This window comes from Streptomyces sp. Ru71 (genome assembly GCF_002920535.1).
GTDB lineage: Bacteria > Actinomycetota > Actinomycetes > Streptomycetales > Streptomycetaceae > Streptomyces.
Genome location: NZ_PQSS01000015.1, coordinates 96537 through 117989 on the forward strand (window position 1 = coordinate 96537; position 21453 = coordinate 117989).

Consider the following 21453-nt stretch of genomic DNA (forward strand, 5'->3'; position numbering starts at 1 on the left):
CGCCGTCCCACGGCCACGACCCTCACCCGCTCCGCTGCGCGTCAGCGTCGACGGGGACGCCGAGCCGGCCGGCCACGGCGGTGAGGGCCGCGCCCAGCGGGAGCGCGACACGGGTGGCGGCGTGTGCGTCACCCCGGGTCGGGTCAAGGTTGACGATCAGCACCCGCTTGCCGGCCTCGGCCGCCTGGCGAACGAACCGGAACCCGGACATCACCGTCAGCGAGGAGCCCAGGACCAGCAGCGTGGCCGCCTCGCGCACCAGTGCCCGGCAGTGCTCGACCCGCTGCGGCGGAACGGTCTCGCCGAAGAACACCACGTCCGGTTTGAGGATGCCGCCGCAGACGGCGCAGGGCACCACGCGGAAGTCCCCGACCTGTTCGTCGGTGAGGTCCGCGTCACCGTCGGGGTTGATCCCGGCGGCCACCGGCGCGAAGCCCGCGTTGGCCTCCTCCAGCCGCCGGGCCAGCTCCCGCCGGGGGCTGGCGGCGCCGCAGGAGAGGCAGACGACCCGGTCCAGGCTTCCGTGCAGTTCGACGACGCCCTCGCTGCCGGCCGCCTGGTGCAGGCCGTCGACGTTCTGGGTGATCACCCCCGAGAGCAGGCCGTGCCGGCCGAAGGCGGCCACGGCCCGGTGCCCGGCGTTGGGGCGGGCACGGCCGAAGGTGCGCCATCCGAGATGGCTGCGCGCCCAGTACCGGCGCCTGGCCTGGGCGCCGCCGGTGAAGTCCTGGTAGGTCATCGGGGTGTGCCGGCTCAGGCTGCCGCCCTCACCCCGGTAGTCCGGGATGCCCGACTCGGTGGAGATGCCGGCCCCGCTGAGCACCAGCACACCGCCGGCGCGCAGCGCCTCGACGACCGGCTCCAGATCCGTGGTGCCCGGCGGCAGGTCCCCGGTCGCCGTCCAGCTCAGGGTGGGGCGCATACGCATGCCGCCAGGGTACGCAACCGGACGCGCCCGGCAGGCGGCGGCGTTCCGGGCGGGCCCGACGCAAGGGCGGTGTCTCGCGGGCGGGCCCGAACGCCACGGGCTCAGGCCTTGCGCGCCATCACCGCCACGATGAGGTGCTCCCAGACGGTGAGCTCCCGCTCCCCGCGGTCGTTCCACGGGGAGTCGACCACGTCGGGATGCCAGTGGGACGCGGGGACGATCCCGGGGGGAAGGATCTCCAGTCCGTCCAGCAGGGCCTCGATCTCCTCGTCCGTACGCCACCGGCCACGGCCGAAGGTCTCCTGCAGGACCTTCTCCGCCTCCTCCGTCTCCGCGTTGTTCCCGGAGCGGAAGTGGCTGACGAAGAAGTAGCTGCCGGAGGGCACTTGATCCCGCCAGTAGCGGACGAGCCCGGCCGGGTCCTCCTCGTCGTTGACGTGGTGCAGGATGGCGCTGAACATGACGGCGACGGGACGGTCGAAGTCGATCAGTTCCACGGTGTCCGGGTGGTTGCGGATCTCCTCCGGGTTGCGCACATCGGCCGGAACGACGCGGACCTGGTCGTTCTCCTCCAGCAGCGCACGGCCGTGGACCAGTACCTGCGGGTCGATGTCGACGTAGACGACCCGGGAATCCGGAGCGTGCCGCTGCGCGACCTGGTGGACGTTGTCGGCGGTCGGCAGACCACTGCCCAGGTCGATGAACTGCCGTATGCCGGTGCTCGTCGCGATCTCCCGGACCGCCCGGGTCAGGGCCGCCCGGTTGGCGAAGGCGATCGCCACCGAGCCGGGGAGGTCGCGTTTGAACACATCGCCGATCTCCCGGTCCACGGCGTAGTTGTCCTTGCCGCCGAGCAGATAGTCATAGACACGGGCGATGCTCGGCCTGGTGGAGTCGATCGAGGAACCGTCATACGTCATGGCACCATCTTGGCCTGAAACAGCACTCGTTGACACACACTTGCATCCTTTGGCCGCCGCCGGTGAAGGGCTGTTGAACACCTGCTTCTTCAGACGTCCACCGATGACGCCGGGTCGGTGCGGCCGCGCTCGCGGAGGTACGCCTCCAGTTCGGCGGCGCCGGTCAGCATCGCCCGCGCGCGGGCGGACAGGCGCTCCTGCCAGTCGCGCAGCGTGGCCGCCAGCGGCGCCGGCCCGCCGGCCGCCCGGACCTGGGCGATCAGCGGGGCGATCTGCTCCAGCAGATACCCGCCCCGCCTGAGCTGGTGGGCCAGCTGGGCGTCCCGCACGTCGGCCTCGTCGTAGACGCGGTACCCGGTGCGCCGGTCGCGGCGCGGGTGCACCAGCCCGGCGTGCTCCCACTTGCGCAGCGTCGCCGGCCGGATGCCGAGCTTGCGTGCCAGCGGCCCGATGAACGTGCCGCCGGACCCGGTGCCGTCGGCCGGTTCGGTGGTCGTGGCCGGCTTGGACCTCGGCCCGGGCGGTGTGCCGCGCTCCAGGTCGCGCAGCGCGCGCTGTACGGCCTGGAGGGTCTGCCGGTCGTCGAGAAGCTGGGCGTGGCTGACGTCGATGAGGCGGAAGGCCTCGTCGAGGGCGTCCTGGTTCACGGCCCGCATGATCGACGTCGCGGTCCCGTGGCCGTGGCCGGGCAGCAGGGCGAGGAAGGCGCGCAGGGCCCCCGCGTGCAGCGAGGTGTAGGTGCGGTAGCCGTGGGCGGTGCGAACGGCGGCCGGAAGGATGCCGGCCTCCTCGTAGTTCCTGACCGTCTGCGTGGACAGACCGTGCGCGCGTGCCAGATCGACCGGCCTGAGCCGCTCACTGTTTTGAAGGTTTCGCCCCATGACCGTCGACCCTAGCGCGGAAAGTTTCAACCGAAGGTTCAACGATAGCGTTGAAGGCATGGCTACCGACCTCACGAACGCCACCCGACCCGTCGACGCCGCCGCCCTCATGGCGCTGCTCCCGGCCCGGCCCCGGCTGCTCGCCCTGGGGGAGCCCACCCACGGCGAGGGCACCCTGCTCGACCTGCGCAACGAAGTCTTCCGGCAGCTCGTCGAGCAGGAGGGCTACCGGACGATCGCCATCGAGAGCGACTGCGTGAAGGGCCTGCTCGTCGACGCCTACGTCACCGGCGGCACGGGCACCCTCGACGACGTCATGGAGCACGGATTCAGCCACGGTTGGGGCGCCTTCGCCGCCAACCGCGAACTGGTGCGCTGGATGCGCGCCCACAACGACGGCAAACCGGCGTCCGAACAGCTGCGCTTCGCCGGCTTCGACGGCCCGCTGGAGATCACCGGCGCGGCGAGCCCCCGGCAGGCCCTCAGCGCACTCCACGCCTACCTCGCGGCCCGGGTGGAGCCCGGCCTGCTGCCCTGCACGGCGGACACGCTCGACCGTCTGCTCGGCACCGACGACCGGTGGAGCGATCCCGCCGCGATGATGGACCCGGCCCGATCCGTGGGGCAGTCGGCGCAGGCCCGCGAACTGCGGTTGCTGGCCGACGATCTGGCGGCGCTGCTGGAGGAGCACTCGCCGCACCTGCTCGCGGAGACGTCGCGGGACGACTGGGACCGGGCGTGTCTGTACGCGCGCACCGCAACCGGCCTGCTGCGCTACCACCACTGGATGGCCGACCCCTCACCGGCCCGCATGAGCCGGCTGCTGGGAGTGCGCGACCAGATGATGGCCGGCAACCTCCTCGCCCTCGCCGAACGGGGCCCGGCCCTCGTCCACGCCCACAACGCCCATCTGCAGCGGGAGAAGAGCACGATGCGGATGTGGCAGGGGCCGGTGGAGTGGTGGAGCGCCGGCGCGCTGGTGAACGCCCGGCTCGGCGAGGAGTACGCCTTCGTGGCCACGGCCCTCGGCACGATCCGGCACCAGGGCGTGGACACACCGCCGCCGGACACGGTCGAAGGACTGCTGTACGCGCTCCCGGAGGACCGCTGCCTCGTCGACGCCCCACGCTTGGCCACCGCCCTCGGCGCCACGCGACCCACGCCCAGGGTGTCCCCCTGGTTCGGCTACGCCCCCCTCGACCCGGCCCGCCTGGCCGGCACCGACGGCATCGTGTTCGTCAAGGACGTCCTCCGGAGCTAGCCGCTGGAGACCGTCCGGGAGGGGGATTCGTCGTCCTGGGAGGCGCCCCAGGAGGCCAGCAGGCGCAGCCTCTCCTCGGAGGGTGAGCCGGGTTCGGCGGTGTAGACGAGCAGGGTGAGGCCCGGCTCGTCGTCGAGAGCCGAGCCGAGCCAGGAACCCGGCCTGCTCGGGCGTGATCTTGGCTGGCCGCGAGGTCGGGAACTCGCGGGCTTCGTCGCGGCTGTCCACATCTCGACGGTACGTCGTGCTCCCGGCCGGAGGGGTGTACTGCCGGTACACCCCTCATCAGTGCCTCGCACCCCACCCGAAATCCGGTTCCCTGGGGCGTGACGTCACTCGTCATCGGTGTCGCCCTGCCCGTGGACGGCGGCTTCACCACCCACTGAGCTCACTTCGTGCCGACCCACTGGAACTCGGCCGTCACCCGTGCGCCGAGCGGGCCTGCTGTGTTGCGCGCAGTACCGCCCAGGAGTCCGCCACGGGGCCCAGATGGCCGAGTTTGTCAGGGTTGCTCACCGTGCGGATGGTCTGGATCCGCCCGTCGAGGACACCGAGCGTCCAGGTGCTGACGATTTTGCCGTCCGGGTCGCGGAGCACCGCGCCGGGCTCGCCGTTGACCTGGTGCGGTTCCACTACGCCGCCGATCCGGGTGAACGGCGGGAGGAGGGCGGCGAGCACCTCGGTGACCTGGCCGGCGCCGAAGAAGCCGTCCGCCCACTGCGGGGCCTTGCCGCCGCTGTCCGCGACCAGTGCCACGTCGGCGGCGAGCAGTTCTCGCAGCCCGTCGACGTCGCCCGCGGTGACCGCGTCGAAGAACCGCGCCGCGAGGCGGTCCCGCTCGCGGCGGTCGGCCTCGAACCGGGGGCGACCGTCGCCGTGCATGTGGCGGCGGGCCCGTACCACCAGCTGACGGCATGCCGCTTCGGACCGTCCCACCGCCGAGGCGATCTCGTCGAAGCCGAAGGCGAAGACCTCCCGCAGCACGAACACCGCCCGCTCCAGCGGTGAAAGCCGCTCCAGCAGCATCAGCGCGGCCATGGACACCGAGTCGGCCAGCTCCGCCGAGCGCTCGGGGTCCTGGTAGGGGTCCGTCAGCAGCGGCTCGGGGAACCAGGGTCCGACGTACGCCTCACGCCGGACCCGGGCCGATCGCAGCACGTTGATCGAGACACGGGTGACCACGGCCGAGAGGTACGCCTTGGCCGAGGCGGGGGAGGACCGGGCGGCCGCGTAGCGCAACCAGGTCTCCTGGACGGCGTCCTCGGCCTCGGCCACGCTGGCCAGGATGCGGTACGCGATCGAGAACAGCAGCGGTCGCAGCTCCTCGAACTCCGCGGCCCTGCCCGTCGTTCCGGTCACGCCAGCTCCTGCTCGAAGCCCTGCCGCCACGACGGATAGCGCAGCTGCCAGCCGAGTTCACGCTTGGCCTTGGCGTTGGAGAAGCCGCGCCCCTCGGTCATCATCACCACCGCCTGGTCCCCGGCCAGCAGCCGGGCCAGCCACACCGGCACCCACATCGGCCGCTTCGCTCCCGCGCAGGCCGCCAGGTGGGGCAGCCACTCACTCGCCGGGGCCGGTTCGTCGTCGACGATGTTGAACACGCCCCTCGCCTTCTGCTCCACCGCCAGGACGGTGGCGCTCGCCGCGTCGTCGAGATGCACCCAGGAGCTGTAGCCGGTGCCCCGCCCGATGAGCGGATACTGCCGCTTGCGGAGCAGCTCGACCTGGTCGTCGATGGCCCCAGGACCGTAGAACGCGCCGTAGCGCAGGAACGCGCCCCCGGCCCGCAGGACCATGTCCTCGGCGTAGCGCAGCGTCTCCAGGCCCGGCTGCGCGGCCGTGCCCTCCAGCACGTCCAGCGGATCGTCCTCGGTCTTCACCCAGCCGCCCTCCCGGACACCGTTCCAAGAGGCGTAGCCCTGGGCGACGACATGCGACACACCGGTCGCCTCGGCCGCCGCCAGCAGGTTGTCCGTACCCTCCCGGCGCAGCCGGTTGGTGAGGGCGAACCACCGGTCCGGGTGCTTGATGTCGGGCTTGCCGGCGTGTGCCGGGGAGATCGCGGTCATCTGGTGCACGATCACCTCCGGCCGCGCCCTGGCCACCGCCTCCCCGACGGAGGCCGCGTCCAGCCCGTTCATCACCACCGCCTCCGCGCCCAGCCGCGCCAGCCGGTCCAGCTTGTCCGCGCTGGTCGTCGTGGCCGTCACCTGGTGGCCACGCGCCAGGAGCTGCGGCACCAGCCGCCGTCCCAGCACTCCGCTTCCTCCCGCCACGAACACCCGCATGACCATCACCCTCCTTGTGTGCGCATCCGCCGTCACCTCCCAAGACAAGACAGCCCCCCGGTTTGTGACATGGAGGACGGGTCGGCGTGGTCAGAGCACGTCGTACGTCAGATGGGTCGCGGTCGATGTCGGGGTCACGCTCCGCTGCACCAGCGTGCGCGGGGCCGAGCCGGTGAACAGAGGCGTCCCGGTGCCCAGGACGACGGGCGCGAGGTGCAGGCTCAGCGCGTCGACCAGCCCCGCCTCGAACGCCGAGCCGATCGTGGCGCCGCCGCCCATGAGGACGACGTCGAGGTCCTTGCCGCTGTGCGACGACGCGGCCTCGGCGCGCTCGCGCGCGGCGGCCACGGCATCCGGCAGTCCGGTGGTGACGAAGGTCCAGTCGAGGTCGGCGAGCCGTACCGACTCCGGCGGTGAGCTCGTGACGACGACGAACGCGGGTTTGCCCACCTCGCCGGCGCCGTAGCCGGTCGTCTCGTCCCAGCCGGTGGGCCCGTCGACCAGGTCGAAGAGCCGCCGGCCGAGGACGACGGCGCCCGAGCGGACGGTCCCCTCGTGCAGGACCCGGCGGTCGTCGGGGTCGTCGGAGAACGCCCAGGTGTGCAGAGCCTCGCCACCGGTGCCCAGACCGTTGTCCGGGCCGGGGTCGGGCCCGGTGACGAAACCGTCGAGGGAGACGGAGATGTCGGCGATGATGCGTGTCATACCAGGGCAGACCCGGCCCGCCGCCCGAACTCATCGCCGCCTCGCCCCTCGGCCCGAGGTGGTGACGCACCCGTGAAAGCCGTCGCATCCCTCCCATAGCATGTTCGAGCTCGCGATGAGTGATCTCAGTGCATCCCACCGATCAGACCCATATCGAACAAAGCGGCCGAACAATTGATATCTAGAGCGTTGCGAAGGCTTTCGCGAAACGACGGCGGAAGCGCGTTGACCACGTGGTCTCAACGGCGAGTGCTGCTGTGGGGCGTGGGCGGTTCGGCCGCTCTCCTCCTGCTTGTCGTCCTGGAGATCGCCGCCCGCCGGTACGGCGAGCCGGGGCCGATCACGACGCAGGTGCAGGGGGTGATCGTCGCGCCGAAGTCGGGACCGCTGTACGGCGGTCTGGCCTTGATGACGGTGGTCCTCACGTGGCGGCAGCGGTTCATCGCCGTGGGCGTCGCGCTCGGCGTGGACCTCGTGCTGGCACTGGTCCGGTGGGCTGCCGGCTCCACGTTGACCAGCGAACAGTCCTTCGGCACGGGCGCGCTGTGGGTGATGCTGGGCTGTGCGGTCATCGCCGTCACCCGACGCACCGGAGCGGAACGCGTCGTGCTGCTCAAGGGCGTCGGGCTGGGCCTGTTGCTGGTGGCCGGCCGCAAGATCGGCGACACCTGGCTGCTGATCACGGCGAAGGCCCACCCGACGGTGCTCGACCAGTACGTGGCGACCGCCGACCACGCTCTGGGCAACCCGTCCTGGGCGGCGGGCCGGATCCTGGAGGCCACCGGCCCGGCCGGCTCCCGACTGCTGCACGTCGTCTACGCCCAGCTCGCGGTCGCCGCCATCGTCGTCGCGCTGTACCAGCTGCGCAACGTGGCGGCCGAGCGCCGCTTTCCGGGCCACCACCTGGTGCGCACCTTCCTGGTGATCGGGCTGCTCGGGCCGGCCGTCTACATGATCTTCCCCGTGGTCGGACCCGTCTTCGCCTACGGCCCGGGCGCCTCCGGCACCGGCGGAGTGCAGTGGGCCGCGGCCGACCTGTGGCCGCACACGGCGCTGCCGATCGCCACGCCGCACCCGATGACGTACGACGACCTCACCCCCCGCAACTGCATGCCGAGCCTGCACACGGCGTGGGCCACCGCGATCTTCATCCATACCCGCCAGGGGCCGCGCACCCTGCGATTCGCCGGTGCGTTCTGGCTGATCGCCACTCTCTGCGCCACGCTGGGCTTCGGCTACCACTACGGCGTGGACCTCGTCGCCGGCGTGGTGTTCGCGCTCACCGTCGAGGTGGCGCTGCGCACAGTCGACCGGGGCTGGGACCGGCGGGGCATCCAGCTGGTCGGCTACGGCGCCACGGTCTTCGCCGCGCTCTTGCCGGCGTACCGCTTTCTGCCGCTGGAGATGGCCCGGCACCAGGTGGTGTTCGGGCCGCTTCTCCTGCTCCTGATGGGCTCGGTGATCTTCGGCTACATACGGACGACCAGAGCGTGGAAGCCGGCGGTCCTGCCCGCGCGCCAACCGGAGCCGCAACCCGAACCGGCGTGAGCCTCGCAGTCATGGGCCAGGCCAACCGGGGCAGGTGCTCCGTGGGCGGAACCGGCTACTCGATGGCGTCGGCGAAGCCGACACGCACCGCGACCACGGCACCCGAGGCGTCCAGATCGGCTGACACGGGGAAGACGCCGTCGCCCCGCCCGGTCATGGCGCAGAGCAGTCGCGCGTCGCCGATGTCCACCGTCCCCGCCTCCCCTGCGGAGGCGCGCACCTGCCGCATGACCTGCCAGTGATGGGAATGGGGCCGGAAGTCCACCATGATGCGGCGCCCGGTCCGCTCCTTCCACCGCTCCAGAGCGATCGCCTTCTCCACGGCCTCCGCCACCGGCAGCCCGGTCCACCCGAGCACACCCTCCTCGCCCGGCTCACCCAGGGGCGGTGCCGCGAACGCCGCGGCGGCCTCCTGAGCGGCGGCACCCCAGAAGGCGACGTCGGCCAAGCCGTCCACGGGCTCGTCGTGCTGCCATTCGTCGAGGGCGTCGGCGTCGCCGAAGAGGACCCTTGCCCAGTCGACGCCGACGTCACCCAGCCGTACGGTCGACGCCACCGGGGCTTCGCTCATCCGGACCGATATCTCGGACCAGCGCGGTCCCATCCCGTCGCCGGAGCCGAAGCGCGAGGCCAGCACCGGCAGAGGACGATCGCCGGGCACTCCGCCCACCGCGACGACGGGCACTCCGAAGATCAGGAACCCGCCGCCACCTCCAGCGGCGGTACGGCGTACGCGCCGGGCGTGCGGTTCGCGGCCCGGCAGCGCCTCCAAGCGCGCGTCCAGACCCTCGGCCAGGCAGTGCTCGTCGAACATCCTGCTGAGCTCCGCCGCCTTGGAGGCAGGGATGTCGTGCAGCACGGCACCCGGCTGCCGGCCGAAACCGCGAGCCGCCGCCGAGGCGTCCGGGCCGGTCACGGCGAAGTCGACCGAGCCGAGCACCTCGGCTGCCAGCTCCGGGTCATCGATGCCGAGAACCGCGGGATCGATCTGAGCCGGCGACCGCTCTCCGCTCCACAGCCCCATATGGCCACCGTCGACGACGACCAGGGTCCCCGAAGGGCAACGGATCTCGCCCAGCCTGAAGATCTCTTCCACGGCGCGTGAGTCTACGACTCACCCCTGCCCCCGGGCGTCAGGCGGAGACAGGCCGGCACACCAGGCCTGCAGGGCCGGGCTGGCAGCCGCGGTGTTCCACACCCTGGACGGCCCTTGGCCAAGTCGTGGGCCTGTTGTACAAATAGGCCCATGATCTCCGAGCCCCTGGTGCGACGCCTGGTCATCGACCTGTGCCTGCGCGCGGGCTCGTGTTGTTGCTGAACCGGCCTTTTCCCGCACGTCTCGTCGTCCGGTGACACCACCCGGACGGGGGCCGCTGCCGCGCCCTGCCCCGGGCGCCCAGTCCGCATCGTTCAGCAACATCCGCGCCGGGACCGGCCGCTGCCGTCGGTCGACGGAGGCTTCCTGACCCGGCGCCCCCATGGAGGCCGCCCGTGTCCGCAACTCCCCGTCTGTCCGAGCCCGTACACGCCGAGGCACCTGTCGACGTGCCGTCCGCACGCCCCGCCCCGGTACGGCGGGTGTGGGTGCGTGTGCGCTCCTTCCTGCTGCCGCTCGGCTCACTGCTCGTCTTCCTCCTGCTGTGGCAGTCGCTGGCGGCGAGCGGCACATGGAGCGAGACGCTCGTTCCGCCGCCGGCCAAGGTGTGGGACGCGTTCGTCGACGTGTCCACGACGCACGACGGCGTGCGCGGCTACAACGGCACCTACCTGGTCGAGCACCTGGGCACCAGCCTGCGCCGCATCGCGATCGGCGCCGGCCTCGGCATCGCCTGCGGGGTGCTGTTCGGGCTGCTCATGGGAACCGTCGGCCTGCTGCGCGCGCTGTTCGAGCCCTGGATCACCTTTCTGCGGACCCTGCCGCCGCTGGCCTACTTCTCGCTGCTCGTCATCTGGCTTGGCATCAATGAGGAACCGAAGATCACGCTGCTGGCCGTGGCCGCCTTCCCGCCGGTGGCGGTGTCGACCACGACGGCCGTCGCGGTCGTGCCGAGGCAGCTGACCGAGGCCGCCCGCGCCCTCGGCGCCTCGCGGTGGGACCTGGTCAAGGACGTCGTCGTCCCCTCCGCCCTGCCCGAGACGCTGACCGGTGTCCGGCTCGCCGTGGGAGTGGCCTACTCCTCCCTCGTGGCAGCCGAGTTGGTCAACGGGCTGCCCGGCATCGGCGGCATGGTCAAGGACGCCGCCAACTACAACAACACCCCCGTGGTCCTGGTCGGCATCATCGCCATCGGCGTCTCCGGCCTGATCATCGACGGTCTGCTGCTGAGTCTCGAACGCGCCGTCGTACCGTGGCGCGGCCGCGCCTAGCACCAGCGGCACACCCACCCCCGGCGCACCGGTACACCGACCCCCGGCGCGCACCGGCACACCAACCCACGCGCACTGGTACACCGACCTCCTGCGCACCGGCGCACCGCCTCCCACGGCACAGACACCCGCGCCCCTCGCTCCCACGCGTCACCTTCCGTCCCCCCGACAGCACCCCCAGCACAGAAACGGCTTCGCCATGTCCCGTGTCCCCCAAGGCCCTTCCCGACGGCTCCTGCTGGCCGGCGCCCTCGCCGCCGTCTCCGCGGCGGTCACCGGCTGCTCCGCGGACAGTGCGGCGTCGACGTCCGGCGGCTCCAGGCGGCTGCGCATCGGCTACTTCGCCTTCCCCAGCGGCGACCTGCTCGTGAAGAACAGAAAGCTGCTGCAGAAGGCGCTGCCGGACCACACCATCACCTGGATCAAGTTCGACTCCGGGGCCGCCGTGAACCAGGCCTTCCTCGGCAAGGCGCTCGACATCGCCGCGCTGGGCTCCAGCCCGTTCGCCCGAGGGGTGTCGGGCAACTCGCCGATCCCGTACAAGGTCGCCTGGGTCCTGGACGTCGCCGGGGAGAACGAGGCGCTGGTCGCACGCAAGGACACCGGCGTCGTCGACGTCGCCGGGCTCAAGGGCAGGACGATCGCCACCCCCTTCGCCTCCACCTCGCACTACAGCCTGCTGGCCGCCCTGCAGACCGCCGGGCTGAAGACCTCCGACGTCAAGCTCGTCGACCTCCAGCCGCAGGCCATCCTCGCCGCCTGGCAGCGCGGCGACATCGACGCCGCCTATGTGTGGCTGCCCACGCTGAACGAACTGCGCACCACCGGAACCCAGCTCACCAGCAGCAAGGAGATCGGCGCGGCGGGCAAGCCGACGCTCGACCTGGCGGTCGTCTCGGACGACATCATCGCCAGGGACCCGGCGGCCATTGACGCCTGGCGCACTGAGCAGGCACAGGCCCTGCGCCTGCTCAGGTCCGACCCGGAGGGCTCCGTCAAGGCCGTCGCGGCGGAACTCGGCATCAGCGCCGCGGACGCCAGGGCCCAGCTCCGGCAGGGGGTGTTCCTCACCCCGGAGCAGGTGGCGTCCGCCGACTGGCTGGGCACCGACGGCAGCCCCGGCAAGCTGCTCACCTACGTCACCGACACCGCCCGGTTCCTGGCCGGCCAGAAGCAGATCGACGCAGCGCCGTCCCAGGACGTCGTCCGCAAGGCGTTCTACCTCAAGGGGCTGCCCGATGTCCTCAAGTGAAGCCACCGCGACCCTGCGGGAGCCGGACGCCGCGCTCCCGGGAACCGTACGCCTCGACCGGGTCGTCCACCGGTACGGCCGGGGCGGCGAAGCCGTCACCGCCGTCGGGCCCGTCGACCTGACCGTCCCCGCCGGGGAGTTCCTGGTCCTGGTCGGTGCCTCCGGGTGCGGCAAGAGCACACTGCTACGGCTCGTCGCCGGGTTCGAGCGGCCCACGCACGGCTCGGTGCGCGTCGGCGGTGCCGCGCCGCGCCCGGGGGTTGCGGCCGGCGTGGTCTTCCAGACCCCGCGGCTGTTCCCGTGGCGGACCGTGCGGGGCAACATCGACCTGGCGCTGCGGTACGCGGGCGTGGAGCGCGCCCAATGGCCCACGCGACGGGCGGAGTTGCTGGCCCGGGTCGGCCTGGAGGGCACCGAGAAACGCCGCGTCTGGGAGATCTCCGGCGGCCAGCAGCAGCGCGTCGCCATCGCCCGCGCCCTCGCCGCCGACAACCCGCTGCTGCTGCTCGACGAACCCTTCGCGGCGCTGGACGCGCTGACCCGGGAACGGCTCCAGGAGGACGTCCGCCGGGTGACCGAGCGGACCGGCCGGACCGCGGTGTTCGTGACGCACTCGGCGGAGGAGGCGGTGTTCCTCGGCTCCCGCATCGTCGTGCTGACCAAGGGCCCCGGCACCGTGGCCCTGGACCTCCCGGTCCCCCTGCCACGGGGCGACGTCGACGCCGGTGAACTGCGCGAGTCCGGTGAGTTCGCCGAGCTGCGCGCGCAGGTGGCCCACGCCGTCAAGGCCGCAGCGGCCTGACCCCCGTACCCGTATCAAGGAAAGGACACACAGGTGAGCATCCTCAGCGAGCGGCCCGCGCCGGCGCGGCTGCCGATCATCGAACTCGGCCCGCGTTTCGGCGCCGAGATCCACGGCATCGACCTCGGGCGCCTCGACGATGACGACATCCTGGCGCTGCGCGAGGCGCTGGTGGCGTACAAGGTGCTCTTCGTACGCGGTCAGCACGCCCTCGACGACGCCGCGCAGATCGAGTTCGGCAGAAGGCTGGGCGAGGTCACCGTCGGGCATCCCGTCCACGACTCCGGGGACGTGGCGCCCGAGGTGTACGCGCTGGACAGCCAGGACAACGGGTTCGCCGACGTCTGGCACACGGACGTGACGTTCGTGCCGCGTCCGCCGGCGATCTCCGTCCTGCGGGCCGTGGTGCTGCCGCCCAACGGCGGCGACACCAACTGGGCCGACAGCCAACTGGCCTACGAGTCGCTCTCGCCGGGGCTGCGGGACTTCGTCGACACGCTGAGCGCCGTGCACGACGGCACCCGCGAGTTCGGGTACTACCTGGCCCAGCGCCGAGGCGGCCGCGGCAACCTGTGGGAGGGGGAGGTGTTCACCGCGCTGACGCCGGTGGAGCACCCGGTGGTGCGCGTCCACCCCGAGAGCGGCCGCAAGGGCCTGTTCGTGAACCCCGGCTTCACCTCACACATCGTGGGCGTCTCGGAACACGAGAGCCGGGGCATCCTCGACATCCTCTACGCCCACCTCACCAAGCCCGAACACGTGGTGCGCCACCGCTGGCAGCCGGGTGACGTCGCCCTGTGGGACAACCGCAGCACGGCCCACTACGCCAACCGGGACTACGGCGACCGGCACCGCGTGATGCACCGCATCACCCTGCGCGGCGACGTGCCGGTCGGACCGGGGACCGCCCGCGGCTGACGGCAGCTGCGGGGAGGCCGGCCGCGGCCTCCCCGCACGAGCCGCGCCGCAGATCAGCCTCTGGAGCCGACAGGCACCCGGCTGAGCAGGTCACGCGCGCGGGACAGCGCCTGCTGGGGATCACGGAAACCGGTGTAGACGCAGACGGTGTACTGAACGTCCTCCAGCCGCCGCCGGGTGTCCGGTCCCGGGTTCCGTTGCGGTGTGAGCGCGTCGAATTCGTCGATCAGGTCACGAAGTACGGAGTAGTTGATCAGAGGCATCTCAGCTCCCGTTCCCGCACCTCACCGGTGCGTGCTCTTGCCTTCGTGTCTTTCCGACCGCGCCGCGCTCGGTGGTCGCATCGTGAGCGAGGGCAACGGCTCGTGCGTCGGAGCCGTCTGCTTGCGCGGGACGATGGGCCTACCGCATCCGTGGAACACAGCCCGAACCCCTCCCCGGAGCGGACGAGGGCGGTACGCGGAACCGTGAGAGCCCCAGCACAGCGAAAACGGCTGGGCGGCGGTAAGCAGGCGGTGGTGCGTCGGCCGGGTCTCGATCCGGCACCGTCGCTGCGTGACCGCGCTCACACTAGTTCAGCCGAGGGACAGGGGAAAGACCTTGGGGGTGCCTTCTCCTCACGGAGCGCATCTGACGCCGCACGCTGCGCCACTGACGGCGGGGGTGTTCCGGCCGAAAAAGTCCTAACCGTCGATGTCGAGCGCCGTTCCGTACAGCCGGTCCACCCTCAACCGGATGACCACTCGGCGCTCGGTGACCAGCTGCTCCAGGAACGCCTCTTCGTCCTCGGGCTTCGCGGCCTGCGGGATCATCCCGAGCAGCTCCCGCCCCACCGCGTCGCCGGGAACCGTCGTGCTCTCGGAGACCTCGGCCTCGCCTTCGGCCACGGCGAACGACCACACGTCGCCGCCCTGCACATGCAGTGCCACACGCGGGTTGCGCCGCACATGGCCGACCTTGACCCGGTCGGCGGTCGTCGAGAACCGCACGATGCGGGCGTCGGGGTCCCAGCTGTACAGCATGGTCGTCAGATGGGGGTGGCCACTGCGCTTGACGGTGGCGAGCGTGCCGAACTGCTGCTTGCCCAGCAGGTCGGAGAGGGCTTCGTCGGACAGGGGGCGAGGCGCTGGTCCTTGAGTCATGACGTGATCAACGCCCGTGCCCGCTCAGGAATTTCGCCCACGACCCGTCGGTCGGCCCGAGACGGCAACTCGTCGGTCGTCCCAGATCGGTCGTGCGAGACCGGTCGTCCCGAGCCGGCGACGCGACGAGCTGCTCGCCGCAGGGCGACGGGCGTGAGCCCGGTCCACCATTTCGGCAAGGCGCTTGCGTAAAGTACGATGACCGGGAGCTCGCGGGGGAGGAACGGGAGGCCAGTGATGCGCGCAGGCAACGGTGACGCCTCCCGGCTGCGCAAGTTGAACGCCGCCATTGTGCTGCGGGTCCTGCGCGCCGCGGAGGTGGCGACGCTCTCGGAGCTGGCCCAGGGTGCCGGCGTGTCCCGGCCGACGGCCGAGGCGATCATGGAAGAGCTGCTCGCCGACGGCTGGGCCGAGGAGCACGCCGAGGAGCGGGAGCACAGCGGTCGCCAGCGCGGCCGCCCGGCACGGCGGTTCCGATTCCGGGCGGCGGCCGCGCATGTGGCCGGCGTCGGGGTGGGCGCCTCGCACCTGCGGGCGGTGGTGACGGACCTGAACGGCACGACCGTGGCGGCGCGCACCGTGCCGCACCACCCCGGGATGCCCGCCGAGGAACGGCTGGCGGCGATCGCGGGTGTGGTGTCGGCGGTGGCCGAGGACGCCGGGCAGGCCGTCCCGGGGCTGACCGCCGTCGGGGTGGGCACGACCGGCGTGGTCGACGGCAGCGGCCGGGTCGTCAAGAGCGTCATCCTGCCGGGCTGGACGGGGGTGCGGCTGCAGGAGGAGCTGGACCGCAGGCTGGCCCCGCCCGTGCTGGTGGAGAACGACATGCGGCTGGCGGTGCTCGCCGAGCGCTGGCGCGGTGCGGCGCGGGGCTGCGACGACGTCGTCTACCTGTTCGCGGGCAGCAGGCTCGGCCTGGGCCTGCTGATCGGGGGCCGCCCGTACCGGGGGGCGCACGCCGCCTCCGGTGAGATCGGCCGTCAGCCCCACCCGCACTGGCAGGCGTTCCGGCATGTGACCGAGTACGCGATGGCGATGGAGCCCGGCGAGCTGCGCAACCAGGCGCAGGCCGCCCGGTTCGCCATCGAGCGGGCCCGGGGCGGAGACGAGGAGGCGCAGCGGGCGGTACACGCCTTCGCCCGGCAGCTGGGCGAGGCCCTGGCCACCGTGGTCAATCCGCTCGACCCGGAGATGGTGGTGATCGGCGGCAGCCTCGCACAGGACGCCGACCTGCTCGTCGGGCCCATCCAGGAGTGCCTGGACGAGGTGTGCGTGTACGCCCCCCGGGTCACCGCCTCCAGCCTGGGCGGCGAGTGCATCGCCCTGGGCGCGGCACGGCTGGCGCTGGACCACGCGGAAACCCTTCTATTCGACAACCCTGCTTCCTAAGTCACGTCAGGCGACCCGTGCCGTCGGGCTGTTCTGTGCCGAACCGCCCGAAGTACGCCCTGCAGGCTTCGAAGTTACTCGGTATTAACGATAGAGCCTTTCGTAAATACCCGCTACTCTCCAGCCGATCCGCCCGACCGATCGAATGGGGACGAGATGGCAGGCAAGGCGTGGGCACTGCTGTGCGCCGGGGCGCTGGTCGTCGGAGCGACCGCGTGTTCCTCCGGGGGCACCGGCTCCGACGGAACGGTCACGCTGCGGTACGCGTACTGGGACAAGGCCAACCAGGGCGCGGCGATGGACAAGATCGTCAAGGAGTTCGAGAAGAGTCACCCGAAGATCAAGGTGCGTCTTGAGTTCACACCGAACCGCGAGTACTGGACCAAGCTCCAGACGGCCGCCGCGGGAGGCAGCGCGCCCGACGTGTTCTGGATGAACGGCCCCCGCAGCGGCCTGTACTCCTCCCAGGGAGCGCTCCTGCCGCTGTCGGACCTGATCGCCCAGGACAAGGTGGACCTGTCCGTGTTCCCGAAGTCCCTCCTCGATCTCTACACCAAGGACGGCACGCAGTACGGCATACCGAAGGACTTCGACACGGTCGGCCTCTGGTACAACAAGAGCCTCTTCGACAAGGCCAAGCTTTCCTACCCCGACGCCTCCTGGACATGGAACGACGTGCGCGCGGCGGCGGCCAAGCTGACCGACCGCCCGCACGGGGTCTGGGGCATCGGAGCCCCGGCCTGGAACCAGACGCAGTACTACGACACGATCTACCAGGCCGGCGGCTACGTCATCTCCGAGGACGGCAGGAAGTCCGGCTATGACGACCCGGCCACCATCGAGGGCCTGAAGTTCTGGAAGGACTTCATCGACAACGGCCAGTCGCCGACGGTCCAGCAGATGACGGACACCGACCCGACGGAGATGTTCCAGAACGGCAAGCTGGCCATGTTCTACGACGGCTCCTACGACACCGCGATGTACCGCGACACCAAGGGCCTGAACGCGGACGTGGCACCGCTGCCGGCCGGCCCCGCCCGCAAGGCGACCATCATCCACGGCCTGGCCAACGTCATCTACCGCAAGACCCCGCACCCGAAGGAGGCGTGGACCTTCCTGAAGTTCCTCGCCTCCCGGCAGGCCAACGAGATACAGGCCGAGACCGGCTCGGTGATCCCCGCCTACCAGGGTCTGGCGGACACGTGGGTGAAGTCGACACCCCGCTTCCACCTGCGGGCGTTCGTCGACCAGCTGCCCGACGCCGTGCCCTACCCGGTCTCGGCGAACACCGCCGCCTGGGCGACACCGGAGACCGACGCCATGACGAAGGCCTTCACCAAGGGGCAGGACCTTCCCGCGATCTCCCGTGACTTCGCCAAGACGATGAACGCGGCCCTGGCGGAGGAGGAATGAGCACCCTGCAACGGGCGGTCCGCGTCAAGGCCGCCGCCCGCCCCGCCGCCCGGCGAACGATCCGCCACCGCGAGTGGGCATGGGGGTACGCGATGATCGCGCCCCTGGTCCTGGGGCTGGGTGTGTTCTACCTGTGGCCCCTGGCCCAGTCCCTCTACTACAGCTTCACCCGGTGGTCGCTGTTCGGGGACGCCACCTGGGTCGGCACCGGCAACTACACGAAGGTCTTCACCGACCCCGCCAACGCCGAGGCCCTCGGGAACACCCTGCTGTACGCGGGCCTGAGCCTGCTGGGCATCCCGCTGTCGGTCGTCGTGGCCGCGCTGCTCAACACCAAGGGCATGAAACTGGTGTCCTTCTACCGGACCCTGTACTTCCTGCCCGTCGTGACGATGCCGGCCGCGATCGCCATGATCTGGGCCTGGCTGTACAACGGCGACTACGGCTTGATCAACTACCTGCTGTCCCTGGTGGGCATCCCCGGCCAGTCCTGGCTCACCGACCCCTCCACCGCGCTGTACGCGATCGCGGCGGTCGGCATCTGGTCCCAGATCGGCTACAACGCGGTCATCTTCCTGGCCGGCCTGCAGGCCATCCCCCAGCACCTGTACGAGGCCGCGGCACTGGACGGGGCGGGCCGTATCCGGCAGTTCCTGCGCATCACCCTTCCCCTGCTGTCGCCGACCGTCTTCTTCGTCTCGGTGCTCTCCGTGATCAACGGCCTTCAGGTCTTCGACCTGGTCTATCTGCTGTTCCGCCGGGGCAACCCGGCGCGCGAGGACACCCAGACGGTGGTCTCCCGCTTCTACATCCTGGCCTTCGAGAACGGCGACAAGGGCTACGCCGCGGCCATCGCCGTCCTGCTGATGCTGCTCACCCTGCTCCTGACGGTCATCCAGTTCCGGATGCAGAAGAGGTGGGTGCACTATGCGTAGGACCGGCCGGCTCTGGCCCGTGCACCTCGTCCTCGGCGTCGGGGCGGCCGCCATGGTGGCCCCCTTCTTCTGGCAGATCCTCACCTCGCTGAAGACCTACAGCGAATCGGTCAAGGTGCCGCCCACCCTGGTCCCCTCCTTCGACTGGTCCAACTTCCAGCGGGTCTTCGAGACGGGACCGTTCCTGCAGCAGTACGCCAACACCGTGCTCATGACGGCCGGACGGACCCTGGCCCAGCTGCTGTTCTGCTCCCTGGCCGCCTACGCCTTCGCACGGCTGCGCTTCCCCGGCCGGGACGCCATCTTCGTCGTCCTGCTGTCGGTGCTGATGGTGCCCGGGCAGCTGTTCCTCATCCCGCAGTACCAGATCGTGCAGAGCCTGGGCTGGCTCAACAGCATGCCCGGCCTGATCGCGCCCGGCATGTTCAGCGCCTTCGGCACCTTCATGCTCCGGCAGTTCTTCCTGAACCTGCCCACGGACGTCGAGGAGGCGGCGAAGATCGACGGCGCCAACCCGCTGCGGATCTTCTGGAGCGTGATGCTCCCGCTGGCCAGGCCGGGCCTGATCTCCCTCGGCGTCCTGACGGTGCTGTGGTCGTGGAACGACCTGATGTGGCCGCTCGTCATCAACACCGACCCCGAGAAGATGCCGCTGTCGGCCGGCCTCGCCGCCCTCCAGGGCGAGCACATGACGGACTACCCGGTGCTCATGGCCGGTTCGCTGATGGCCAGCGCCCCGATCATCGTGCTCTTCGTCGTCCTGCAGAAGCGGCTGATCCAGGGCATCGCCTTCACCGGCTCCAAGTGACCCCTCCGAGCAACCGATGGAAGGAAACCCGTGGAAGACCTGCGCATCGCGGTCGTCGGACTCGGCCTGCGGGTCAGCCTGGCGCACGCCGCACACCGGCCCGGCCGCGGCTCGGCCGTGACCGCGATCTGCGACACCGAGCCGGCGCTGCTGAAGGCCATGGCCCCCCGGTTCGGCGATCCGTACACCACCGACGACCACCGGCGATTGCTGGACCGCACCGACGTCGACGCGGTCGTCATCCTGACCCCGGACGACACCCACGAGCGCATCGCCGTCGACTGCCTGCGAGCGGGAAAGGCCGTCTATCTGGAAAAGCCCATGCACATCACGGTGGAGGGCTGCGACCGCATCCTGGGCACGGCCCGCGCCACCGGCAGCCGGCTCTACGTCGGTCACAACATGCGGCACATGGGTGTGGTGCGGCTGATGCGCGACATCATCCGGCGCGGTGACATCGGCGAGCCCAAGACCGTGTGGGTGAGGCACTTCGTCTCCTTCGGCGGTGACTACTACTTCAAGGACTGGCACGCCGACCGCACCCGCACGACCGGGCTGCTGCTGCAGAAGGCCGCACACGACCTGGACGTGATCCACTGGCTCGCCGGCGGCTACACCGAGCGCGTCAACGCCTTCGGCGACCTGATGCTCTACGGCGACCTGCCCCGCCGAGCCCCCGGCACACCCCGCCCCGACGGCTGGCTGACCGAGTTCGACTGGCCGCCGCACACCCGCACCGGCCTGCACCACGTCGTCGACGTCGAGGACGTGTCGATGATGCACATGCGCCTGGACAACGGGGTGCTCGCCGCCTACCAGCAGTGTCACTTCACCCCCGACTACTGGCGCAACTACACCGTCATCGGCACCGAGGGCCGGCTGGAGAACTTCGGGGACGGCCCCGGTGACACCGTGAAGGTCTGGAACACCGGCCCCACCGACTACCGCGCCGACGGCGACGCCTCCCACCGCGTCCCCGACGCCGAGGGCACACACGGCGGCGCCGACGCCGGCACCGTCGCGGAGTTCTGCCGCTTCGCCCGCGAGGGAGGCCCCACCGACACCTCACCCGTCGCGGCCCGCATGAGCGTGGCCGCGGGATACCTGGCCACCCGCTCGCTGCGCGAGGGCGGCACGCCGTACGACGTGCCGCCCCTGGACGAGGACCTCGTGGCCTACTTCGAGGGAGGGCAGAAGTAGCGGAGGACCCGTCTCCGAGGGAACACTGCATTGTGTCGCCCGTCACAATAATGCGTTATTATCGGGGGTCGTGGCGGGCTGCACGAGGTGATGGGGGAGCGGTCGATGGACGAGCGGAAGGAACGCATCCTGCGCGCGGCGGCCGAGGTGCTGGCCGAACGCGGCTTCGACGCCGGCCGGTTGCGCGACGTCGCCATCGCGTCCGGAGTGTCCATCGGCGCGCTCCAGCACTACTTCGAGACCCGGGACACCCTCTTCCGGGAGGCCTTCGCCTGGTCGATCGACGACCTGATCGAACGCTGGCGGGCGGCGGCCGCCGACGCGACCAGCGCCTGGGGCCGCTTCGAACTGCTCGTCACGGCACTCACCACCGACCCCACCCTCATCCGGCGCTGCGCCACCTGGACCGAGTTCTGCGCGAGCGCCTCCCGCCGCGAGGAGCTGCGCGAGGGGGTGCACCGGGTCCACGCCGAATGGCAGACCCTGGTCGGCGACATCGTCCGACATGGCCTGCGCAGCGGGGAGTTCGACCCCACCGTCCCGGCCGAACTCGCCATCGGGTCGCTGGTGGCCCTGGTCGACGGCTGCGAGATGGCGGTGGCGTCCGGCTCCGGACTCACCGCCGAACGTTACGCCGAGCTGATGCTCGGCACCGCGCGCGCCCTGCTCGGCGTCCGCGCCTGAGCCCCCGGGAGG

Annotated in this window: 21 protein-coding genes and 1 pseudogene; 12 read left to right on the forward strand and 10 right to left on the reverse strand. The window is 71.1% G+C overall.

Annotated features, from left to right (window positions below):
- Window positions 1-22 precede the first annotated feature (22 nt).
- The 3 genes from C3489_RS12470 to C3489_RS12480 all read right to left on the reverse strand — a co-directional run bounded on the left by C3489_RS12470 (window position 23) and on the right by C3489_RS12480 (window position 2729).
- Window positions 23-928, reverse strand: a complete 906-nt coding sequence (locus C3489_RS12470; RefSeq protein ID WP_103781831.1) for an NAD-dependent protein deacetylase — start codon at window positions 926-928, stop codon at window positions 23-25.
- A gap of 101 nt (window positions 929-1029) precedes the next feature.
- A complete protein-coding gene (locus C3489_RS12475) occupies window positions 1030-1848 on the reverse strand; it encodes an SAM-dependent methyltransferase (protein WP_103781832.1) in 819 nt (272 codons plus the stop codon).
- 89 nt (window positions 1849-1937) lie between these two features.
- On the reverse strand, window positions 1938-2729 hold the full coding sequence (locus C3489_RS12480) for a TioE family transcriptional regulator (RefSeq protein ID WP_103781833.1): 792 nt from the start codon (window positions 2727-2729) through the stop codon (window positions 1938-1940).
- A 58-nt stretch (window positions 2730-2787) separates the two neighbouring features.
- Between C3489_RS12480 and C3489_RS12485 the strand changes: the two genes are divergently transcribed.
- Complete coding sequence (locus C3489_RS12485; protein WP_103781834.1) at window positions 2788-3990, forward strand: erythromycin esterase family protein; 1203 nt, start codon at window positions 2788-2790, stop codon at window positions 3988-3990.
- Here the strand turns inward: C3489_RS12485 and C3489_RS12490 are convergent.
- The 4 genes and pseudogenes from C3489_RS12490 to C3489_RS12505 form a co-directional block, all read right to left on the reverse strand.
- Window positions 3987-4121, reverse strand: a pseudogene (locus C3489_RS12490) (transcriptional regulator); the annotation flags it as partial. The gene C3489_RS12485 and the pseudogene C3489_RS12490 overlap by 4 nt on opposite strands.
- Window positions 4122-4410: 289 nt before the next feature.
- Complete coding sequence (locus C3489_RS12495; RefSeq protein WP_103781835.1) at window positions 4411-5349, reverse strand: RNA polymerase sigma-70 factor; 939 nt, start codon at window positions 5347-5349, stop codon at window positions 4411-4413.
- Window positions 5346-6284 (reverse strand): NAD(P)-dependent oxidoreductase, encoded by a 939-nt coding sequence (locus tag C3489_RS12500; protein ID WP_219821953.1) that lies wholly within the window; start codon window positions 6282-6284, stop codon window positions 5346-5348. The genes C3489_RS12495 and C3489_RS12500 overlap by 4 nt, the downstream gene beginning before the upstream one ends.
- Before the next feature lie 84 nt (window positions 6285-6368).
- On the reverse strand, window positions 6369-6983 hold the full coding sequence (locus C3489_RS12505; RefSeq protein WP_103781836.1) for a dihydrofolate reductase family protein: 615 nt from the start codon (window positions 6981-6983) through the stop codon (window positions 6369-6371).
- A 225-nt stretch (window positions 6984-7208) separates the two neighbouring features.
- Here C3489_RS12505 and C3489_RS12510 point away from each other — a divergent pair, with 225 nt between their 5' ends.
- Window positions 7209-8531, forward strand: coding sequence for a DUF5933 domain-containing protein (locus tag C3489_RS12510; protein WP_374936735.1), 1323 nt, complete (start codon window positions 7209-7211; stop codon window positions 8529-8531).
- A 55-nt stretch (window positions 8532-8586) separates the two neighbouring features.
- Here the strand turns inward: C3489_RS12510 and C3489_RS12515 are convergent, their stop codons facing one another.
- The gene (locus C3489_RS12515) at window positions 8587-9627 is read right to left on the reverse strand and encodes a hypothetical protein (protein ID WP_103781837.1); all 1041 of its coding nucleotides are present in this window, start codon (window positions 9625-9627) and stop codon (window positions 8587-8589) included.
- 494 nt (window positions 9628-10121) lie between these two features.
- Between C3489_RS12515 and C3489_RS12520 the strand changes: the two genes are divergently transcribed.
- The 4 genes from C3489_RS12520 (at window position 10122) to C3489_RS12535 (ending at window position 13870) form a co-directional block, all read left to right on the forward strand.
- Complete coding sequence (locus C3489_RS12520; protein ID WP_103781865.1) at window positions 10122-10898, forward strand: ABC transporter permease; 777 nt, start codon at window positions 10122-10124, stop codon at window positions 10896-10898.
- Between the two features lie 199 nt (window positions 10899-11097).
- Window positions 11098-12150, forward strand: coding sequence for an ABC transporter substrate-binding protein (locus C3489_RS12525; protein ID WP_103781838.1), 1053 nt, complete (start codon window positions 11098-11100; stop codon window positions 12148-12150).
- Window positions 12137-12952, forward strand: a complete 816-nt coding sequence (locus C3489_RS12530; RefSeq protein ID WP_103781839.1) for an ABC transporter ATP-binding protein — start codon at window positions 12137-12139, stop codon at window positions 12950-12952. The genes C3489_RS12525 and C3489_RS12530 overlap by 14 nt, the downstream gene beginning before the upstream one ends.
- A 33-nt stretch (window positions 12953-12985) precedes the next feature.
- Window positions 12986-13870 (forward strand): TauD/TfdA family dioxygenase, encoded by an 885-nt coding sequence (locus C3489_RS12535; RefSeq protein WP_103781840.1) that lies wholly within the window; start codon window positions 12986-12988, stop codon window positions 13868-13870.
- 53 nt (window positions 13871-13923) lie between these two features.
- Here the strand turns inward: C3489_RS12535 and C3489_RS12540 are convergent, their stop codons facing one another.
- Both C3489_RS12540 and C3489_RS12545 read right to left on the reverse strand, forming a co-directional pair.
- Window positions 13924-14133, reverse strand: coding sequence for a DUF5133 domain-containing protein (locus tag C3489_RS12540; protein WP_103781841.1), 210 nt, complete (start codon window positions 14131-14133; stop codon window positions 13924-13926).
- A gap of 420 nt (window positions 14134-14553) precedes the next feature.
- On the reverse strand, window positions 14554-15012 hold the full coding sequence (locus tag C3489_RS12545; protein ID WP_103781842.1) for a PPOX class F420-dependent oxidoreductase: 459 nt from the start codon (window positions 15010-15012) through the stop codon (window positions 14554-14556).
- Between the two features lie 237 nt (window positions 15013-15249).
- Here C3489_RS12545 and C3489_RS12550 point away from each other — a divergent pair, with 237 nt between their 5' ends.
- From C3489_RS12550 to C3489_RS12575, 6 genes are all read left to right on the forward strand, one after another.
- On the forward strand, window positions 15250-16401 hold the full coding sequence (locus tag C3489_RS12550) for an ROK family protein (protein ID WP_103781843.1): 1152 nt from the start codon (window positions 15250-15252) through the stop codon (window positions 16399-16401).
- Between the two features lie 156 nt (window positions 16402-16557).
- Window positions 16558-17814: a sugar ABC transporter substrate-binding protein gene (locus C3489_RS12555; protein WP_103781844.1), complete on the forward strand. Its 1257-nt coding sequence runs from the start codon at window positions 16558-16560 to the stop codon at window positions 17812-17814.
- A complete protein-coding gene (locus tag C3489_RS12560) occupies window positions 17811-18749 on the forward strand; it encodes a carbohydrate ABC transporter permease (RefSeq protein ID WP_103781845.1) in 939 nt (312 codons plus the stop codon). The genes C3489_RS12555 and C3489_RS12560 overlap by 4 nt, the downstream gene beginning before the upstream one ends.
- Window positions 18742-19557 (forward strand): carbohydrate ABC transporter permease, encoded by an 816-nt coding sequence (locus tag C3489_RS12565; protein ID WP_103781846.1) that lies wholly within the window; start codon window positions 18742-18744, stop codon window positions 19555-19557. Before C3489_RS12560 ends, C3489_RS12565 begins: the two co-directional genes overlap by 8 nt.
- A gap of 30 nt (window positions 19558-19587) precedes the next feature.
- The gene (locus C3489_RS12570; protein WP_103781847.1) at window positions 19588-20757 is read left to right on the forward strand and encodes a Gfo/Idh/MocA family protein; all 1170 of its coding nucleotides are present in this window, start codon (window positions 19588-19590) and stop codon (window positions 20755-20757) included.
- Window positions 20758-20862: 105 nt separating this feature from the next.
- Window positions 20863-21441 (forward strand): TetR/AcrR family transcriptional regulator, encoded by a 579-nt coding sequence (locus C3489_RS12575; RefSeq protein ID WP_181139647.1) that lies wholly within the window; start codon window positions 20863-20865, stop codon window positions 21439-21441.
- Window positions 21442-21453 lie beyond the last annotated feature (12 nt).

Excerpts from the sequence above, each read along its gene's own strand:
- C3489_RS12550 (WP_103781843.1), top strand. The coding sequence starts at position 15,250 with ATGCGCGCAGGCAACGGTGACGCCTCCCGGCTGCGCAAGTTGAACGCC.
- C3489_RS12470 (WP_103781831.1), bottom strand. The coding sequence starts at position 928 with ATGCGTATGCGCCCCACCCTGAGCTGGACGGCGACCGGGGACCTGCCG.
- C3489_RS12475 (WP_103781832.1), bottom strand. The coding sequence starts at position 1,848 with ATGACGTATGACGGTTCCTCGATCGACTCCACCAGGCCGAGCATCGCC.
- C3489_RS12530 (WP_103781839.1), top strand. The coding sequence starts at position 12,137 with ATGTCCTCAAGTGAAGCCACCGCGACCCTGCGGGAGCCGGACGCCGCG.
- C3489_RS12545 (WP_103781842.1), bottom strand. The coding sequence starts at position 15,012 with ATGACTCAAGGACCAGCGCCTCGCCCCCTGTCCGACGAAGCCCTCTCC.
- C3489_RS12560 (WP_103781845.1), top strand. The coding sequence starts at position 17,811 with ATGAGCACCCTGCAACGGGCGGTCCGCGTCAAGGCCGCCGCCCGCCCC.
- C3489_RS12525 (WP_103781838.1), top strand. The coding sequence starts at position 11,098 with ATGTCCCGTGTCCCCCAAGGCCCTTCCCGACGGCTCCTGCTGGCCGGC.
- C3489_RS12485 (WP_103781834.1), top strand. The coding sequence starts at position 2,788 with ATGGCTACCGACCTCACGAACGCCACCCGACCCGTCGACGCCGCCGCC.
- C3489_RS12555 (WP_103781844.1), top strand. The coding sequence starts at position 16,558 with ATGGCAGGCAAGGCGTGGGCACTGCTGTGCGCCGGGGCGCTGGTCGTC.
- C3489_RS12480 (WP_103781833.1), bottom strand. The coding sequence starts at position 2,729 with ATGGGGCGAAACCTTCAAAACAGTGAGCGGCTCAGGCCGGTCGATCTG.
- C3489_RS12565 (WP_103781846.1), top strand. The coding sequence starts at position 18,742 with ATGCGTAGGACCGGCCGGCTCTGGCCCGTGCACCTCGTCCTCGGCGTC.
- C3489_RS12575 (WP_181139647.1), top strand. The coding sequence starts at position 20,863 with ATGGACGAGCGGAAGGAACGCATCCTGCGCGCGGCGGCCGAGGTGCTG.
- C3489_RS12505 (WP_103781836.1), bottom strand. The coding sequence starts at position 6,983 with ATGACACGCATCATCGCCGACATCTCCGTCTCCCTCGACGGTTTCGTC.
- C3489_RS12540 (WP_103781841.1), bottom strand. The coding sequence starts at position 14,133 with ATGCCTCTGATCAACTACTCCGTACTTCGTGACCTGATCGACGAATTC.
- C3489_RS12500 (WP_219821953.1), bottom strand. The coding sequence starts at position 6,284 with ATGGTCATGCGGGTGTTCGTGGCGGGAGGAAGCGGAGTGCTGGGACGG.